Raw genomic sequence first — 18,230 nt, 5'->3', positions numbered from 1 at the left:
CGCCGACCTATCGGACAGGCCCTAGAACCCGCCCCCGAAGTCCCCGCCCCCGCCGAAGCCACCACCGCCGAAGTCCCCGCCGCCGAAGTCCCCGGACGAGAAGTCGGCGCCGGACACGTCACCGCCCTCGTAGCCGCCCCCGCCGAAGTCCCCGTATCCGGCGCCGTAGCTCGCCGCGTACGCGGGGCTCGCCATCATCGAGCCGAGCATCGTGCCGACGAGGAGGCCGGGGAGCAGGCCGCCGCCGAAGTAGCCGCCCGCCCAGGGGCCGTAGGCGGGTCCGGCCTCCCAGTAGGGCCGTCGTTCGCCGGAGTCGGTCGTCACGGTGCGGGCCATCGGGTCGTCGCCGTCGGCGAGGCGGACCGCGTCGGCCGCGCACACCGGCACCTCACGGGTCGCGCCCCCGTCGGGGGTCCACTCGGCGTCCTTCACGGAGGGGCCGTGCCGGGGGTCGAAGAAGCAGGGGGCGCGGCGCTCGGGCAGCGGGCGGCCCTCCCGGCGGGCCGCGAGCAGCGCCAGCGAGAAGCGGCCGTCCTCCAGGGCCTGGGTGACGGCCCGCACCTGCTCGGGGCGCTCCGCCGACGCCATGAACGACTTGGCCTTCTCGTAGGCGTCGAGGGACCGTTCGTAGTCCGCGCGCATGGCGTCGTCCGCGCCGGCCTCCGCCGGGTGGAAGTCCAGCCGGTCCAGCTCCTCGCCGAAGGCGGTGATGTCCTCGTCGACCACGACGCGCAGCTTGTCCAGGGCCGCGCGCTGCTCGTCCTCGCGGGCGCGGCGCTTGCGGCGGGCGAGGGCGTAGGCGCCTGCGCCGCCCGCGGCCACGACCGCGCCGACGCCGATCAGCGCGCCGACGGGCACGCCGTCGTCACCGCCCGACGTGCTGCCCCAGGACGCCGGGGCCGAGCCCGACGCCTGCGGAAGCGCCTGGTCGACGAAGTCGTTGAGCTGGGACTTCGCGTCCTCGCCCTGGACCAGGGCGGACAGGTTGCCGACGGCGTTCTTCGAGAGCACGGAGCCGTCGGCCCGCGCGTCGAAGCGGTCGCCGAGGCGGACCGCGTACACGCCGGTGACGCCGGTGGCGGTGCGCAGGTCGCGGAAGAGGTCGTCGCGGCCGGGGAACGAGGCGGGGAGCACCGCGACGAACACCGGCTTGTCGGCCTTCTTGATCTTGTCGGCGAGGGCGTCCGCGTCGGCGGCGGAGAGCTGCGAGGCGGCGGCCTCGTCGACGTACACCGGGTTCTTCTTCAAGGCGTCGGCCACCGCCTGGACGTCCGTCGCGGCCTGGGCTCCGGGCGCCGCCGTGAGCGTGGCGCCGAGGGCCAGGAGCAGTCCGGACAGGATCAGGGTCAGCCGCGACGCCGTCTGCCTGGTGGGCCTCATACTTCACGCTAACTCCTCCACGGCCGGAACGTTCCCTCCGTTCGGCGGGGAAAGCGCTCACCGCGTTCGGCTCCCGAAGTCTTGACGGGTCCGTGGGGCAGCAGTTAACTCACGCCTTGAACTAAGGCATGACGTAGCCATGACATCCCCATGGCTCCCGGCCCGACCCCACGAAGGGCGGACAACGTCCCATGCGCAGACCCTCCACACCCCGGCGCCTCGCGCGCTTACTGACCGCCGGACTCCTCACCACCGCCGGGCTCACCGGCCTCGGGGTCTCCTCCGCCGAGGCGGCGGGCGAGCAGGTCTCCATCTGGCTGACGACGACGGACGACAGCGGCGGCCGCCACGTCACCCGGGGCCTGCAGCCGCAGACCCCGATCACCTTCCAGCCCGGCACGGGCGGCGGCGGCACGAACATCACCGTCGACGAGAACACCCGCTACCAGACCTTCACCGGCGGCGGCGCCTCCTTCACCGACACCGCGGCCTGGCTGATGGACGGCAGCGGGGCCCTCACCCAGGCCAAGCGCGACGAGACGATGCGCAAGCTGTTCTCGCCGACCGAGGGCATCGGGCTCTCCTACATCCGCAACCCCATGGGCGGCTCCGACCTGGCCCGCTTCGGCTACACCTACGACGACATGCCCGCCGGGCAGACCGACCCGGGCCTCTCCCGCTTCTCCCTCGCGCACGACCTCCAGGACGTGCTCCCGCTCACCAAGCAGGCCAAGCAGCTCAACCCGAGGCTGACGACGGTGGCGTCGCCGTGGACGGCCCCGGCCTGGATGAAGGACAGCGGGCAGCTCAACGGCGGCTGGCTGAAGGCGGAGTACTACGGGACGTACGCCCAGTACTTCGTGAAGTACCTCCAGGCCTGGCGCGACAACGGCGTGCCCGTCGACTACGTCACCGCGCAGAACGAGCCGACCTGCTGCAACGGCTACCCGTCGATGAGCTGGAACGGCAACGGGCTCGCGTACTTCACGAAGAACGAGCTGCTTCCCAAGCTCGCGGGCGCGGGCCTGCCCACCAAGGTCCTCGCGCACGACTGGAACTGGGACACCTACGACGCGTACGCCGCCCAGACCGTCGACGACGCGGCGGTGCGCTCGCACCCCAACTTCGGCGGCGTCGCCTGGCACGGGTACGGCGGCAACGTCTCGAAGCAGACCGAGATCCACAACAAGTACCCGCAGCTGGACGCCTTCCAGACCGAGCACTCGGGCGGCACCTGGATCGGCAATCAGCAGCGCGAGGACATGATGAACATCATCGACTACACGCGGAACTGGGCGAAGTCGGTGACGAAGTGGTCCCTCGCCGTGGACCAGAACCGCGGTCCGCACAACGGCGGCTGCGGCACCTGCGACGGCCTGATCACCGTGCACAACGGCGACGGGCGGCACGGGCAGGTCGACTACACCGTCGAGTACTACACGATGGGACACCTGACGAAGTTCGTGCAGCCCGGTGCCGCCCGCGTCGCCTCCACGGCCAGTGCGGACGTGCCGAACGTGGCCTGGCGCAACACGGACGGCACGAAGGCCCTGATCGCCTACAACGACTCCGCGTCGGCGAGGACGGTCACCGTCAACTGGGGCGGGCAGCACGCGACGTACTCACTGCCGGGCAAGACGTCGGCGACGTTCACCTGGAAGAGCTGACGCCCCGTCCTCGAAGCCCTGCGGGGCCGGGCTACTCCGTCGGCTCGACCCCGGCGCGCAGCAGGCCGTACGTGACGGCGTCCTCCAGGGCATGCCACGACGCGGCGATGACGTTGTCCGCGACGCCGACCGTGGACCACTCGCCGTCGCCGTCGGCCGTGGAGATCAGCACCCGGGTCGTGGAGGACGTGCCGTGCTTGCCCTCCAGGATGCGAACCTTGTAGTCCACCAGCTCCAGCTTGGCCAGCTGCGGGTAGATCCGCTCCAGGCCCACGCGCAGCGCCCGGTCCAGGGCGTTGACCGGGCCGTTGCCCTCTGCCGTCGCGACGATCCGCTCGCCCTTGGCCCACACCTTCACGGTGGCCTCGTTGGCGTGCGAGCCGTCGGGGCGGTCCTCGGTGATGGCGCGCCAGGACTCCGTGCGGAAGTAGCGCCGGGAGCGGCCCTCGGCCTCCTCGCGCAGGAGCAGCTCGAAGGACGCGTCGGCGGCCTCGTAGGTGTAGCCCGCGAGCTCGCGCTCCTTGACGCGGTCCACGACCCGGCCGATCAGCTCCCGGTCGCCGCCGAGGTCGACGCCCAGCTCCTTGCCCTTGAGCTCGATGGAGGCGCGCCCGGCCATGTCGGAGACCAGCATCCGGATGCGGTTGCCGACGAGTTCGGGGTCGATGTGCTGGTACAGGTCCGGGTCGACCTTGATCGCGGAGGCGTGCAGGCCGGCCTTGTGGGCGAACGCGGAGACGCCGACGTAGGGCTGGTGGGTGGACGGGGTGAGGTTCACGACCTCGGCGATGGCGTGCGAGACCCGGGTCATCTCGCGCAGCGCGCCCTCGGGCAGGACCCGCTTGCCGTACTTCAGCTCCAGGGCGGCGACCACCGGGAACAGGTTGGCGTTGCCGACGCGCTCGCCGTAGCCGTTGGCGGTGCACTGCACGTGGGTGGCGCCCGCGTCGACGGCCGCGAGGGTGTTGGCGACCGCGCAGCCCGTGTCGTCCTGGGCGTGGATGCCGAGCCGGGCGCCGGTGTCGGCGGCGACGGTGGCCACGACGGCCTGGACCTGGGCGGGGAGCATGCCGCCGTTGGTGTCGCAGAGGACGACGACGTCCGCGCCCGCGTCGGCGGCGGCGCGCACGACCGCCTTCGCGTACTCGGGGTTCGCGCGGTAGCCGTCGAAGAAGTGCTCGCAGTCGACGAAGACGCGGCGGCCCTGGGAGCGCAGGTGGGAGACGGTGTCGCGGACCATCTCGACGTTCTCGTCGAGGGTGGTGCGCAGGGCCAGCTCGACGTGCCGGTCGTGCGACTTGGCGACCAGCGTGATCACCGGGGCGCCGGACGCGAGCAGCGCGTTGACCTGCGGGTCGTCGGCGGCCTTGGCGCCGGGCCTGCGGGTGGCGCCGAACGCGACGAGCTGGGCGTTCCTGAACGTGATCTCCGCCTGCGCGCGGGCGAAGAACTCGGTGTCGCGCGGGTTGGCGCCGGGCCAGCCGCCTTCGATGAAGCCCACGCCGAAGTCGTCCAGATGCCGGGCGATGGTCAGCTTGTCCGCGACGGTCAGGTTGATGCCTTCGCGCTGCGCGCCGTCGCGCAGCGTGGTGTCGAACACGTGGAAGGAATCGTCGGGCACAGGTGAGGAATCGTCGGGCTTGCTGGTTTCCGTCATGCTGTCTGGCTCCTGTGTCGGATGTCGGTCTACCGGAAGGACCGGCTCCACCACCTCCATGATCCCGCGCGCCCCGTTTGCCGACTGTGGGTGGGCCGGAAAACGAAAAGACCCCTCGCGGGTGCGAGAGGTCTGCGCGCGGGTCGAGGACGACGGTGTCCGCTCTGTACGTGATGGGTACGGGGCGGTCACTGCGGACCGGCGCGCTTGCTGCCAATAATCATGGCGAACATGAGCATGTCCGGCAGGGTGCCACAGGTTCTGTGGCACCCGCCTCGCTGTCTCACCATGCGGTCCGGCTCATGGTTCGCGCCCCCGCGCGACTGAAGGCGTACGCGTCAGCGCACGTTCCGGCGTACGAAGACGTCGCGCGCCCCGTTCGTGTCGCCCGGGACCATGTTCGCCGCGTCCGAGGTGAACACGAACCTCTTGGCGTCGGCGCTCAGGGCGTAGGCGGGCCAGCCCTGGTCCTCGCTCTGGCCGCCGCCCCGGGGCACGTTGACGCGCCGGGTCACGCCGTCCTTCAGGTCCCGTACGTACAGCGGGCCCTGCGCCGGGTCGCCCGCGGTGAGGCCGGACGACGAGGAGATGAAGCCGACGTGGCGGCCGTCGGGGCTGATGCGGGCCTGGTGGGAGTCGGCGTCGGTCTGGCCGCCGCCCGCCTTCCGGGTGACCTTCTTGAGGGCGCCGGTGCGGGTGTCGAGGCGGTAGACGTCGCTCTTGCCGTTGGTGTCGCCGGAGACCATCGGCTCCACCGTCTCGAACGCCGCGTACCGGCCGTTCCGGCTCAGCGAGGGCAGTCCGACCTTGAGGTCCTCTCCGCTGGCGGACAGGTCGATGCGCTTGGTCGTGCCGGTGTTCGCGTCGTACGTGTACGTCCTGCCGCCGAGACCGGGGCGGACCTGGCCGAGGGTGTAGCCGATGTGGCGGCCGTCGGCGCTCAGGCTCATCCCGCCGATGATCCAGGTGGGCTGGCCGGTGACGATCTCGCTGACCCTGCGGGTGGTGCCCTCCTTGCGGTCGCGCAGGTAGATGCCGGTCCACATGCCGTCGCCGCCGCCGTCGCCGTGCTGCTTCAGCTCCGAGACGAAGGCGACGTACCGGCCGTCGGCGCTGACCTGGGCGCCGACCACATAGTCCCCGAAGACGGGCTTGTCGTCGTCGGAGAGGCTGACGATCTCGGTGCGGCCGGTCTTGCGGTCCTTCAGGAACGTGCCGCTGTACAGGCCGCCCGGCCGGTCCACCTGCGCGGAGTAGGTGACGTACCGGCCGTTCGCGCTGATCGAGGGGTCACCGGCGTGCGAGGTGTACTGCGCGCCGGAGTCCTGGAGGCTGATCCGCTCGACCTTCTTGGTCTTCAGGTCGCGCAGGTAGATGTCGGTGCGGTCGTTGGTGTCGCCCCGCACCAGGTTGGTGGCCTCGGACGCGAACACGGCGTAGCGGCCGTCGGCGCTGATGTCCGGGGCGTCGGAAGGGCCGTTCGCCTGGGTGCCGCTCGCGCCCACGCTCACCCGCTCGGTGCGGGGAGCGGGGGCGCGGGTGTCGGCTGCGGCCGCGGCCGGCAGGACCGCGCCCGTGACGGCGGCGACGAGCGCGGCGGCGAACGCCGCGCGGGTGGTGTGACGCATGGGTGGTTCCCCCGTGAGATGAGTGCTCGGTGCTCGTGCTTGGTGCTTGGTGCTTGGTGCGTCGTGCTTCGTGCTCGTGCCTGCTGCCGGGTTCCGGTGTGCGTTGCCCGGTTCCCGTGCCTGTAGGGAGTGCCGTACGGGCACTTCTGGTTGCTAGCCGGACTGTCCGTCCTTCACTGTCCGCAGGAAGACGTCCGACAACCTGTTCGTGTCTCCTGTCACCAGATCGGGCGATGCGGAGTCGAAGGCCACGACGCTGCCGTCTTCGTTGACCGACGGACGCCGGGCCGGGAGGTCGTTGCGCCCGCCGTCGACGTCCGCGCTGATCAACTGGGTCTTGCCGGTGGCCAGTTCGCGCAGGTACACGGCCGGCACCGCGGCCTTCCCCCGGCCCGGCACCGCCGACGTGTACGCGAGGTGCGCCCCGTCGGTGCTGAGCGAGGGCGCCGCCGTCCACGCCTTCGCGCCGGAACCCCGGACCAGGGTGGTGGTGTCGGTGTCGAGGTCGCGCACGAAGACGTTCACGCCGCCGTTCGTGTCGCCCGGCACGAGGTCGGAGGCCCGGGACGCGAAGGCCACACGCCGCCCGTCCGCGCTGATCGACGGCGCGGACGAGGCCCCGTCGGCCGCGCCGCCGTCCCGGGCGACGGACACCTTCTCGACGGTGCCGGTGTCCATGTCGCGGACGTGGACGTCGCGGCCCTGCCGGTAGGCCACGTACCGGCCGTCGTAGCTGACGTCCGAGTCGCTCGCCGCGCCCGCACCCGGCGAGTCGTCGCTGACCCGGTCGACGGTGCCGCCGTGGAACACGAACCGGTAGACGTGCGACCGCGGCTCCTCACCGGGGCCGGCGGGCGGCAGCGTGGCGGTGAAGGTGAGCCACTGGCAGGACGGGTCGACGGCGGGCTGCCCCGCCGAGGTGAAGTGGACGCCCTGGTGGCCCCGGACGTACGAGTACTTGCCCTGGGCGATGTTGTGGGTGTGGACGACCGGCCGGTCGTCGGGCAGCGGCGGGTAGGACACGTCGGTGGACTCGGAGACGAATCCGGTCTCCCGGCCGCTGGCGCACGGCGACCCGTCGTAGGAGGGACCGCTCGGCCAGCCGCTGATCGGGCCGGTGCCCGAGTGCGTGAGTTTGTAGACGTCCGGCTGTCCGTTGGTGTCGCCGTCCCAGAGCGGCCCGTCGGACGTGAAGGCGGTGACCCGCTCCTCCCCCATGTCCGCGTCGTACGACGCCTCGGCGAGCTGGCCGCCGTCCCGCGTCACGCTGATCCGTTCCGTGGCGGGCGCCTCCCCGGTGTCCGGGCCCGCCTGCGCGGGGATCGTGCCCATCAGGGCGACGAGCACGCCGGCGGCGACCGCTCCGGTGGTGACGCGCGTGCCGTTGCTCATCATCGTGCGTTCGCCCCCGGTCCGGTCGGAAGGGTGCGGACGAAGACGTCCCTGACCCCGTTGGTGTCCCCCGCCACCAGGTCGGCCGACGCCGAGTCGAAGGCGACGACGCTGCCGTCTTCGTTGAGCGACGGACGCCGGGCCGGGAGGTCGTTGCGCCCGCCGTCGATGTCCGCGCTGATCAACTGCGTCCTGCCGGTGGCCAGTTCGCGCAGGAACACGGCGGGAACGCGAGCGCCCTTGCCCCGTACCGCCGAGACGTACGCGAGGTGCGTGCCGTCCGTGCCGAGCGCCGCGTCGTAGGTCGTCGCGCGCCGCGACTCGCCGCGCACCAGGCGGGTCGCCCCCGCGTCGAGGTCGCGCACGAAGACGTTGACGCCGCCGTTGCGGTCGCCCGCCACGAGGTCGGACGCGGTCGAGTCGAAGGCGACGTGGCGGCCGTCGCCGCTCAGGGACGCGCCGGACGAGCGGCCGTCGGCCGGGCCGCCGTCGCGGGCCACGGACGCCTTCTCCAGGGTGCCGGTGTCCAGGTCGCGTACGTAGACGTCGCCCCGGGACTCGTACGCCACGTACCGGCCGTCGTAGCTGATCGAGGAGCGGTCGGCCCGTGCCGAGGGCGCGCTGACGAGGCGGACGGTGCCGTCGTAGATGCGGTAGCGGTAGACGCGCGGCTGCCCCGCGGTGCCGTCGGGGCCTTCGAGGGCCGCCGTGAACGACACCCACATGCAGTCGTCGCTCACCTTGGGCCGGGCCGCCCACGCGAAGGGCGTGCCCTCGAAGGACTGGCTGGCGCGGGAGACCTTGCCCACGGCGCGGTTGCGGACGTAGACGGTCGGGCGGTCGTCGGGGGCCGGTGTGGACGTGATGTTCGTGGCCTCGGAGACGAACGCGGTCATCCGGCCGCTCGCGCACGGCGCGCCGCCGCGGGAGGGGCCGTTGCCCGTGCCGCGCGGGTGGCCGGAGCTGATGACGGAGTCGCCGAAGTACACGTCGGTCAGGCCGTTGGTGTCGCCCTCCCACACCGGACCGGCCGTGGTGAAGGTGGGCCTGGCGGCGTATCCGGACGACAAGTCCTGTCCGTACGACGGCACTTGGAGCTGTGCGCCGCTCCGGTCCACGCTGGCCCGTACCGTCGTGGGCCCGGCGGGATCCGGGTCGGCGTGGGCCGGTGCGACGGCCGCCGCCGTGAGGGCGGCCGTCAGGACGGCCACGGTTCTCGCGGCCCTGCTCGCCGTGCTTGCCTCGCTCATGAAGGTCCCCCGTGGGTGGGTTCAGCGGGTGTGGCGCAGGAAGATGTCGGTGCTGCCGTTCGTGTCGCCCGGCACCAGGTCGGCGGCGGCCGAGGTGAAGACGACCGCGCGGCCCCCCGCGGTGACGGATCCGGGCGCGACGGCGCCGGGTCCGACGGGCGTGCGCCTGCCGGTGCGGACGTCGAGGAGGGTGAGCGCGGTGCCGTCCGCGCCCTCGGTGAGGACGGCGTACCGGGCGTCCGGGCTCGCGGCCTCGGCGGGCCTGTCGGCGACCTCGCGGGCGGCACCCTTGCGCAGGTCGTACGCGTACGTCCGGCCCCCGGCGACGAACAGCGCGGTGCGGCCGTTCCCGGCGAGCCGCACGAACCCCGCGTCGCCGAGGCCCCGGTCGAGCTGCGTGGTCGCCCCGGTCGCCCGGTCGCGCACGAACAGGTCCACGCCGTCCGCGCCCCGGGTCGCGTACGCGAGGAGCCCGCCGTCGGCGCTCAGGGACGCGGCCCCGAACCAGCCGTCGCCGCCGATCAGTTCGTCGGCCCCGGTGGCCAGGTCGCGGACGCGCAGGTTCTGAGTCGGGCGGAAGCGGTCGCCCGAGGTGTACGCGACCGTGTCGCCGTCGGCCGAGACGGCGCGGAGCAGGCCGGTGCCGTGCCCCGGCGCCCCCACGTTCACGTTCCGGCCCGTCTCCCGGTCGTAGAGCATGGGTGCCGGGGACTTGGTGCCCGCCGTGTGGCCGACGCGGCGGCCGTCGCGGCTGAGCAGCGGCGTGCCCCAGGAGGAGTCGCCGTCGTTCGGGATCGGGGTCAGCTCGCCCGTGACCCGGTCCTTCAGGACGAGGCAGGTGTACGTCTGCTGGTGGCAGCGCAGCCGCTCCGCCTTGGTGGCGAAGGCGACGTACCGGCCGTCGGCGCTGATCCCGGCGTCGAGGGAGCGCCCGTCGAGCTGCGCCCCTTCGGCCGCGGTGCTCACGCGCTCGGTGCGCGGCGCGCGCGGCGGGGCGTCCGCCGCGGCGGCCGGGAGGGTCGCGCCGCTGACCGCGAGGGCAAGTGCCGTCCCCAGCAGGGCTTTCGCGCACCTCATGCGCGCCTCCTCCGTCGCTGCGCGGGCCTTCACCGCGTGTGCCTTCACCGCGTGTGCCGTACGAAGACGTCCGGCACGCCGTTGGTGTCGCCCGGCACCAGGTCGGTGGCGCCCGAACTGAACACGACGGCACGGCCCTTGGCGGTCACCGCGCCGTGGCCCGCCCGCGCGTCCGCCGGGCCGACGTCCGTGCCGCGGCCGGTACGCAGGTCGAGCAGGCGCAGCCCGTCGGCGGTGGAGAGGACGACGTGGCGGCCGTCGGCGGTGGCGGACCTGGCGCGGCCGTCCGCGACGCGCGCGGTGGCACCGGTGCGCACGGTGTGGACGTACAGGCCGCCGCCCGCGTTGAACAGGATGCGGCGGCCGTCGCCGGTGATCCTGACCAGCTCGGCCGTGCCGAGGCCGGTGTCGAGCTGGACGCGGGCGCCCGTGGCGGGCTCCTTCAGGAAGACGTCGCCGCTGTCGTCGGGGCCCTCGCTGTAGCCGCCGATCTGGTACGCGACGCGGGTGCCGTCGTCGGCCACGGACGCCCCGCCCTTGTCGCCCTCCTCCGGCGCCGAGATCAGCTCGTCCGTGCCGGTGGTGGTGTCGCGGACGTACAGCAGACGGGCGTTCTGGTTGCCGTTGCGGTTGCCGACGGTGTAGGCGACGCGGGTGCCGTCGGGGCTGATCGCGTGCACGGCGCCGAGTTCGTTGCGCCCTGGCGGGTCGGTGGGCCAGAGGCGGGTGGTGGCGCCGGTGGCCCGGTCGTGCAGGTAGGGCGCGGCGAACCGCTTGTTGGCCGTGAAGGCGACGCGGCCGCCGTCGTCGCTGAGCAGCGGGTTGCCGTAGAGGTGGCCGCTGCCGAGGTCGATGCCGGTCAGGGCGCCCGTGCGCAGGTCCTTGAGCTTCAGGCAGTGCAGATAGGTGTCGCAGCCGAGGGCGGGCGCCCGGGTCACGAACGCGGCGTGCCGGCCGTCGCCGCTGATCGCGCCGTCCGTCGAACCGCCGTCGAGCTGGGCGCCGTCGGCGGCGGTGCTGAGGCGGTCGGTGCGGGCCCCGGCGGAGGCGGTGGCGGTGGCGGTGGCCGCCGTCAGGGAGGCGCCGCTCAGGGCGAGGGCGAGGGCGGCGGTCGCCAGGGTCCGCGCGCGGCCGCCGCCGTGCCGGGCCGTGCTCACCGGCGCGTCCACTTGAAGACGTCGTTCAGGTCGTTGGTGTCGCCGGGCACCACGTCGGTCTCGCCCGAGGTGTAGACGACGGTGCGGCCCTTGGCGCCGACCGCGCCGGGGACGGCGGTACCGGTGCCGACGACGTGCACGCGGCCGGTGCGCAGGTCGCGCAGGCGCAGCGTCGAGGCGTCGTCGGAGTAGAGCAGGTGGCGGCCCTCGGGGCCGACGGCCTTGGCCGAGGTGCCGGAGAAGTGCCGGACCTTGCCGGTGCGCAGATCGCGTACGTAGGCGCCGTTCGCGGAGTTCAGCACCACGGTGCGGCCGTTGCCGCTGATCTCGACGAGCTTGGAGGCGGTGCCGTCGTCGACGCGCTCGAGGCTGCCGGTGTCGCGGTCGCGGACCCAGACCTGCTTGGTGCCCGCGTCCTCGTACGCCACGAAGCGGCCGGTGTCGCTGAGGGACGGGTTCACCATGTCGCGGGCGGCGTCGGGCGGTCCGTCGCTGACGACCTCGCGGGTGTCGGTGGCCCAGTCGTAGACCTCGATCCGGTACGGGTCGGCGGGGTGCTGCGGGCGCAGGACGTACGCGACGTGGCGGCCGTCGGCGCTGATCTCGGACTCGCCGGAGCCCTCCTTGAAGCCCTTGGCGTCGACGCGCCGCTTCTCCCCCGTCGTCAGGTCCACCACGAACGCGTTGGTGGTGTGCGAGCCCCAGTCGAGGTACGTGGCGAAGCGGCCGTCGTCGCTGACGCTCGGCGCGGTCAGGCTGTCCCGGATCCTGCTGACCTTGCGGGAGTCCTGGTCCCGGACGTGCGCGGAGCTCTGGGGCCGCGGGTAGGTGTCGGGCGTGAGGTTGGTGGCCGCGCTGCTGAAGGCGACGTGCCCGCCGTCGGTCGTGACGGTGGCGGCGCCCGACGCGCCGTTGGCCTCGGTGCCGTCGGCGGCGACGCTGACGCGCTCCACGCGGGGCGCGCGGCGCTCCGACGGGGCGGCCCCGGCCGTGTCGGACGGTTCGGCCGCGTGCGCGGCCGACGGTAACGCGACGGCGGCGAGCGCGGTGGTGAGCGCGGCCGCGGACAGGGCACGAACTGCTCTGCGCATGATTCCCCCCGGAATCCCCTCGGCGCGCCCGCGCTGCCTCTGGGCGCGCCGCCCCCGGCCCGGCGCCGAGGGCCCACCGGGATACAAGCGCTTTCTCCGACGCCCCGCAATCCGCAGGAGTGCGTACAACCTGGACGCCCCCTCGGGCGTCCGTGGGCGAGGCGGCTACCCCTGCGGTGTGAGCGTTTCGTCCAGGAACTCCCTTGCGTGCGCGAGGACTTGGTCCCGTCCGGTGCCGCGCAGGCCGATCGCCACATGGATGGAGAAGCCGTCGAGCAGCGCCCGCAGCCGGGTCGCGTACCGGTCGGCGTCGACGGCGCGGAACTCCCCGCGCGAGACGCCCTCGGCGAGCAGCGCCACCAGGTCGCGGTGCCAGGAGCCCTCGATGGCGGCCTGCCGGTCGCGCCCCTTCTCGTCCGCGTTCAGGGACCGGTTCCACACCTCGAGCCAGAGGATCCAGTGCGGGTCGCGGTGCCCCTGCGGGACGTACAGCTCGACGTACGCGTCGAGGCGGGCGCGGGCCGGACCCGGCCGGGCGAGCAGCCGTCCGCGCTCGGCGCCGAGCCGCCCCTCGCTCCACTCCAGGGTGCGCAGGAGCAGTTCGTCCTTGGAGCCGAAGTAGTAGAGGAGGTGGCCGCTGCTCATGCCGACCTCGCGGCCGAGCGCGGCCATGGTGAGCTGTTCCAGGCCGCGGTCGGCGATCATCTCCATGGCCGTCGCGAGGACGTCCTCCCGCGGGGGCGCGTTCCTGCGTGCGCTGCGCGGGGCGCTCGCTTCGGCCACGTGGTACTCCGGCTGCTAGATCCTTGGCTGCTGCTGGGTGATGCAGTGGATGCCACCACCCCCGGCAAAGATCGTACGGGCGTCGACGAGGGTCACGGTCCTGCGCGGGAACAGCCGCCGGAAGATGCCCGCGGCCAGCTCGTCGTGCGGGTCGTCGAAGGCGCACAGCACGACGCCGCCGTTGCACAGGTAGTGGTTGATGTACGAGTGGTCGACCCAGCCGTCGTCGTCGGCGAGCGCGGTCGGCGCGGGCACCTCGACGATCTCCAGGGTGCGGCCGCGCGCGTCCGTCTGTCCCTTGAGTACGCCGATGACCTCGCGGCTGACCTCGAAGTCCGGGTGGGCGGGGTCCTGCTGGGAGTGCACGAGGACGACACCGGGGGCGGCGAACGCGGCGACGATGTCGACGTGGCCGAGGGTGCCGAAGCCGTGGCCGGGGTAGTCGGCGGTGAGGCCGCGCGGCAGCCACAGGGCCTTGCGGGTGCCGATGCGGGCGTGCACCTCCGCCTCGACCTGCTCCCTGGTCCAGCCGGGGTTGCGCTCGGGGCCGAGCTGCACGGTGTCGGTGAGGAGCACGGTGCCCTCGCCGTCGACGTGGATGCCGCCGCCCTCGTTGACCAGCGGCGAGGAGTACGTCTCGGCGCCGGCGAGGTCCGCGACATGGCGGGCGATCTTCGCGTCGTGCTCCCAGCTGGCCCACTCCTGCGCGCCCCAGCCGTTGAACGTCCAGTCCACGGCGCCGAGCCGGCCCGCGCCGTCGGTCACGAAGGTCGGCCCGATGTCCCGCATCCAGGCGTCGTCGAGCTCGCGCTCCACCAGATCGACGTCCGGGCCGAGCAGCTCCCCGGCCCCGGCGGACTGCCCGGGCCCGCACACGACGGTGACCGGCTCGAAGCGGCGGACGGCGCGGGCGACCGCGGCCCAGGCGCGGCGGGACTCCGCGAGCGCCCCTGGGTCGTCGAACGTCACGTTCGGGCCCGGCCAGGCCATCCAGGTGCGCTCGTGCGGCTCCCACTCGGCGGGCATGCGGAAGGTCATGGCTGTGGTCCTCACAGGAAGTACAGGCGGTTGAGGGAGACGGAGTCGGCGGGCTCCGAGCGGAGCGGGTCGCCGTCGAGGCTGACCAGGCCGGTGCGCTGGTCGACGTCGACGGCGCCGGTGCGGGAGTTCAGGAGCAGGTCGGCGGGGCCGATGCCGCGGGTGCCGCGCACGGCGACGCGGCGGCGCCGAGTGGGCATCAGGTCGTTGCCCTGCTCGACGGCGGCTCCGGCGACGAACGCGACGGAGATGTCGGCGGGGGTCGCGCCGTACGCGCCGAACTGCGGTCCGAGGACGAGGGGTTCGCAGGTGTCGGTGGCGGCGTTGGGGTCGCCGACGACGCCGTACGCAGGGAAGCCGGACTTCAGGACGAGCTGCGGCTTCGCGCCGAAGAACTCGGGGCGCCACAGCACGATGTCGGCGAGCTTGCCGACCTCGATGGAGCCGACCTCGTGGGCGAGGCCGTGGGCGAGGGCGGGGTTGATGGTGAGCTTGGCGACGTACCGAAGGACGCGGCCGTTGTCGTCGTGCGGCCCGTCGCCCTCCATCGGCCCCAGCTCGGCCTTCATCTTCCCGGCCATCGCGAAGGTCCTGCGGACCGTCTCACCGGCGCGCCCCATGCCCTGCGCGTCCGAGGACGTGATCCCGATGGCGCCGAGGTCGTGCAGGACGTCCTCGGCGCCCATGGTCCCGGCGCGGATGCGGTCGCGAGCCATCGCCGCGTCGCCCGGCAGGTCGGTCTTCAGGTCGTGGACGGACACGATCATCCCGTAGTGCTCGGCGACCGCGTCCCGCCCGAAGGGCAGCGTGGGATTGGTGGACGAACCGATGACGTTCGGCACGCCCGCCATCTTCAGCACGTTCGGCACATGCCCACCGCCGCAGCCCTCGATGTGGAAGGCGTGAATGGTCCGCCCCTCCAACACACGGAGGGTGTCCTCGACCGACAGACACTCGTTCAACCCGTCACTGTGCAGGGCGACTTGGACGTCGTACTCCTCGGCCACCCGCAACGCCGTGTCCAACGCCCGCGTGTGCGCCCCCATGTCCTCATGCACCTTGAAACCGGACGCCCCGCCCTCCGCCAACGCCTCCACCAGCGGAGCCTCATGGGACGACGAACCACGGCCGAGGAAGCCGATGTTGACGGGCCAGGCGTCGAAAGCGTTGAACGCGTGCCGCAGCGCCCAGGGCGAGTTGACCCCGACGCCCCACACCGGCCCGAACTCCTGGCCGATGATCGTGGTGACGCCGGAGGCGAGGGAGGCCTCCATGATGCGCGGCGACAACAGATGTACGTGCGTGTCCACGGCCCCGGCGGTGGCGATCAGCCCTTCCCCCGACACGATGGACGTCCCGGTCCCGACGACCACGTCCACACCATCCAGGGTGTCCGGATTCCCGGCCCGCCCGATGGCGTGGATCCGCCCCTCCCGGATCCCGATCGACACCTTCCGGATCCCAAGCACCGCGTCGATCACGAGCACATTGCTGATCACGACATCACAGGTCTCCCGCACAGCGGCGGCCTTCAGATGCAGCCCGTCCCGCGCGGTCTTGCCGAACCCGGCCAGGAACTCGTCCCCCGCCAACTGGGCATCGGACTCCACCCGCGCCACGAGCCCGGAGTCCCCGAGGACCACCCGGTCCCCGGCCCGCGGCCCATGCACGGACGCGTACTCGTAGGGGTCCATCACTCGCCCTCCTCAGGGGTGCTCGCTCCGAGATAGCCGCAGGCCGCCGCCCTGCGCAGGGCCTCCTCCTTGGCGCCGGGCGCGTCGAGCGGACCGTCGACGAGTCCGGCGAAGCCGATGGCGACGCGGGCGCCGCCGATGGGCACGAGCCCGGCCTCGACGCGTTCGCCGGGACCGAAGCGCAGGGAGGAGCCCGCGGGGACGGCGAGCCGCATGCCGTAGGCGGCGGCGCGGTCGAAGTCGAGGCGCGGGTTGGCTTCGAAGAAGTGGAAGTGCGAGGTCACGCTGACCGGCACGGACGCGGTGTTGTGCACGGCGAGGGTGACGACGGGCGCGCGGTCCGGCGTGGACGGGGCAGGCCGCAGCGCGCCGGGGGCGTCCGGGCCGAGAGAGCCGCCGCCGATCGGGTCGGCGACCACGGCGAGCCGCGACCCGTCGTCGAAGACGGCCTCCACGTGCACCTCGGTGACGACGTCCGCGACGCCGGGCAGCACGTCGTCGGGGCCGAGGACGGACCGCGCCCGCTCGATGGCCTCGGCGAGCCGGGCCCCGTCGCGGGCGGCCTCGCAGACGGTGTCGGCGATCAGGGCGGTCGCCTCCGGCACATTGAGCCTGAGGCCGCGCGCCCTGCGGGCCCTGGCCAGCTCGGCGGCGCCGAAGAGCAGCAGCCGGTCGCGTTCCGTGGGGGTAAGGCGCACGCCGCCACTCCTCGCATCCGTGGGTCACCGGGTCCGGACCCGGACGCTCCGGATCGACCACTTAGATCATCACTCTAAATGCCAAGCTCCCAGACCGAAAGCATTGACGCGAACGCAATACGTCCTTCACATTGAACGGCACTCAAACACCGAAGAACGATTCGAGCGAGCGTCAGGGGCAGCCCATGCCGATAGAACAGCGCGGAGTCGACACCATCCCCGAGGAGGAACGCACCAGCGGGCCGCGGGACGTGGTCTCGATCCTCCTCGGCTCCAACCTCTGCCTCGGAGTGATCGTCTTCGGCTGGCTGCCGGTCTCCTTCGGGCTCGGCTTCTGGCAGTCGGTGAGCGCGGTGGTGGCGGGCACGCTGATCGGCACGGCGCTCACGGCGCCGCTCGCGCTGGTCTCGCTGCGGACCGGCACGAACCTGTCGACGTCGTCGGGCGCGCAGTTCGGCGTCCGCGGCCGGCTCGTCGGCTCGGTCGTCGGGCTGCTCCTGTCCCTCGGCTACACCGCGCTGACCATCTGGATCGGCGGCGACGTCATGGTCGGCACCCTGCACCGCCTGACCGGCCTGCCCGCCGGCGGCCTCTCCTACAGCCTGGTGTACGCGCTGCTCGCGGCGGCGACGGTGGCCGGGGCGGTGTACGGCTACCGGGTGCTGCTCCGGCTCTCCCGCATCCTCGCCGTCGGCATGAGCGCCCTGCTCGTCCTCGGCGTCTTCGCGTACGCCCCCGACTTCACCACCGCGGCGCTGCCCGGCGCGGGCGGGTACGCGCTCGGGTCGTTCTGGCCGACGTGGCTCCTCGCGCTCGTCGCCGCGGGGCTCTCCGGGCCCATCGCCTTCATCACCCTGCTCGGCGACTACACCCGCTACGTCTCACCGGCGCGGCACAGCTCCCGCTCCGTCCTGCGCGCCACCTGTCTCGGCCTGACCGCCGGACTCCTCGTCCCCCAGCTCTTCGGCACCTTCACCGCCTACGCCGCCCGCGCGGCCCTCGACTACGCCGAGCCGCTCGTCTCGGCCGCGCCCGGCTGGTACCTCGTGCCGCTGCTTCTCGCCGCGTCCGCCGGGTCCGTCGGGAACGCCGGGCTGATGCTGTACTCCATGGGGCTCGATCTCGACGCGATCGTGCCGCGGGCCTCGCGGGCGCGGGCCACGTACACCGTGGCGGTGGTGGCCACGGGGTGTGTCTTCGTCGGGCACTTCGCGTGGTCCGCGCAGGACGCGATGACGTCCTTCGTGCTGCTCCTCACGGCGATCGGGACGCCGTGGGCCGTGATCACCCTCATGGGGTTCGTACGCTGTGGCGGGGTGTACGACGCCGACGCCCTCCAGGTCTTCAACCGGCGGTCCCGGGGCGGGCGTTACTGGTTCCGGTCCGGCTGGAACCCGTGGGCCACGGCGGCCTGGGCCCTCGGCGCGACCGTCGGGCTCCTCGCGGTGTCCCTCCCCTCCTACGAGGGGCCGCTCCTGCCCCTCACCGGCGGGGTGGACTGCAGCTTCCTCCTCTCGGGGGTGGTCGGGGGTGCCGCTTACGCGCTGCGCCCCGACCCTCGTCCTCAATCGCCGGACGGGCTCTCTCCCACCCACCCGCCCGAACTCGCACCGGCCTGCCCACCAGCCCGGCACCCCCAGCCCTGAACGGGTCACCCCCGATCGCGCTCCGCGCTCGTCCTCAAACGCCGGACAGGCTCTCTCCCACCCACCCGCCCC

At 73.0% G+C, this 18,230-nt stretch carries 13 protein-coding genes and 1 pseudogene; 2 read left to right on the top strand and 12 right to left on the bottom strand.

What is annotated here, in order from left to right; all coding sequences use genetic code 11:
• Positions 1-21: 21 nt before the first annotated feature.
• Complete coding sequence (locus tag AB6L24_RS33320) at positions 22-1,380, bottom strand: hypothetical protein (protein WP_405661596.1); 1,359 nt, start codon at positions 1,378-1,380, stop codon at positions 22-24.
• 191 nt (positions 1,381-1,571) lie between these two features.
• Here AB6L24_RS33320 and AB6L24_RS33315 point away from each other — a divergent pair.
• Positions 1,572-3,038 (top strand): annotated as a pseudogene (locus AB6L24_RS33315) (glycoside hydrolase family 30 protein); the annotation flags it as partial.
• A 40-nt stretch (positions 3,039-3,078) separates the two neighbouring features.
• On the opposite strand, the gene cimA reads toward AB6L24_RS33315, so the two are convergent.
• The 11 genes from cimA to ureA all read right to left on the bottom strand — a co-directional run bounded on the left by cimA (position 3,079) and on the right by ureA (position 16,512).
• On the bottom strand, positions 3,079-4,704 hold the full coding sequence (gene cimA, locus AB6L24_RS33310; RefSeq protein WP_405661594.1) for a citramalate synthase: 1,626 nt from the start codon (positions 4,702-4,704) through the stop codon (positions 3,079-3,081).
• Between the two features lie 338 nt (positions 4,705-5,042).
• Complete coding sequence (locus AB6L24_RS33305) at positions 5,043-6,332, bottom strand: TolB family protein (RefSeq protein ID WP_405661591.1); 1,290 nt, start codon at positions 6,330-6,332, stop codon at positions 5,043-5,045.
• A 153-nt stretch (positions 6,333-6,485) separates the two neighbouring features.
• Entirely contained in the window at positions 6,486-7,724 is a 1,239-nt protein-coding gene (locus AB6L24_RS33300; RefSeq protein ID WP_405661589.1) for a TolB family protein, read from the bottom strand.
• Positions 7,724-8,974: a hypothetical protein gene (locus AB6L24_RS33295; protein ID WP_405661587.1), complete on the bottom strand. Its 1,251-nt coding sequence runs from the start codon at positions 8,972-8,974 to the stop codon at positions 7,724-7,726. Before AB6L24_RS33295 ends, AB6L24_RS33300 begins: the two co-directional genes overlap by 1 nt.
• 21 nt (positions 8,975-8,995) lie before the next feature.
• Positions 8,996-10,051 (bottom strand): TolB family protein, encoded by a 1,056-nt coding sequence (locus tag AB6L24_RS33290; RefSeq protein ID WP_405661585.1) that lies wholly within the window; start codon positions 10,049-10,051, stop codon positions 8,996-8,998.
• Between the two features lie 44 nt (positions 10,052-10,095).
• Positions 10,096-11,208 carry a hypothetical protein gene (locus AB6L24_RS33285; RefSeq protein ID WP_405661583.1) on the bottom strand — a complete coding sequence of 371 codons (1,113 nt, stop codon included), beginning with the start codon at positions 11,206-11,208 and terminating at the stop codon, positions 10,096-10,098.
• Positions 11,205-12,299 (bottom strand): protein TolB, encoded by a 1,095-nt coding sequence (locus AB6L24_RS33280; protein WP_405661581.1) that lies wholly within the window; start codon positions 12,297-12,299, stop codon positions 11,205-11,207. The genes AB6L24_RS33285 and AB6L24_RS33280 overlap by 4 nt, the downstream gene beginning before the upstream one ends.
• A 165-nt stretch (positions 12,300-12,464) precedes the next feature.
• Positions 12,465-13,010 carry a TetR/AcrR family transcriptional regulator gene (locus tag AB6L24_RS33275; protein WP_405663509.1) on the bottom strand — a complete coding sequence of 182 codons (546 nt, stop codon included), beginning with the start codon at positions 13,008-13,010 and terminating at the stop codon, positions 12,465-12,467.
• Positions 13,011-13,097: 87 nt separating this feature from the next.
• Positions 13,098-14,120 (bottom strand): agmatine/peptidylarginine deiminase, encoded by a 1,023-nt coding sequence (locus AB6L24_RS33270; RefSeq protein WP_405661579.1) that lies wholly within the window; start codon positions 14,118-14,120, stop codon positions 13,098-13,100.
• 11 nt (positions 14,121-14,131) lie between these two features.
• On the bottom strand, positions 14,132-15,814 hold the full coding sequence (locus tag AB6L24_RS33265; RefSeq protein WP_405661577.1) for an urease subunit alpha: 1,683 nt from the start codon (positions 15,812-15,814) through the stop codon (positions 14,132-14,134).
• On the bottom strand, positions 15,814-16,512 hold the full coding sequence (gene ureA / locus AB6L24_RS33260; protein ID WP_405661575.1) for an urease subunit gamma: 699 nt from the start codon (positions 16,510-16,512) through the stop codon (positions 15,814-15,816). Before ureA ends, AB6L24_RS33265 begins: the two co-directional genes overlap by 1 nt.
• A 185-nt stretch (positions 16,513-16,697) precedes the next feature.
• Between ureA and AB6L24_RS33255 the strand changes: the two genes are divergently transcribed.
• Entirely contained in the window at positions 16,698-18,158 is a 1,461-nt protein-coding gene (locus AB6L24_RS33255) for a cytosine permease (protein ID WP_405661573.1), read from the top strand.
• The last annotated feature ends 72 nt before the right edge of the window (positions 18,159-18,230 follow it).

It is taken from the genome of Streptomyces sp. RK9 (assembly GCF_045070545.1).
GTDB lineage: Bacteria > Actinomycetota > Actinomycetes > Streptomycetales > Streptomycetaceae > Streptomyces > Streptomyces alboflavus.
Note: the sequence above shows the minus strand (reverse complement) of the source record. Positions and strands in the feature narration are given on the sequence as shown.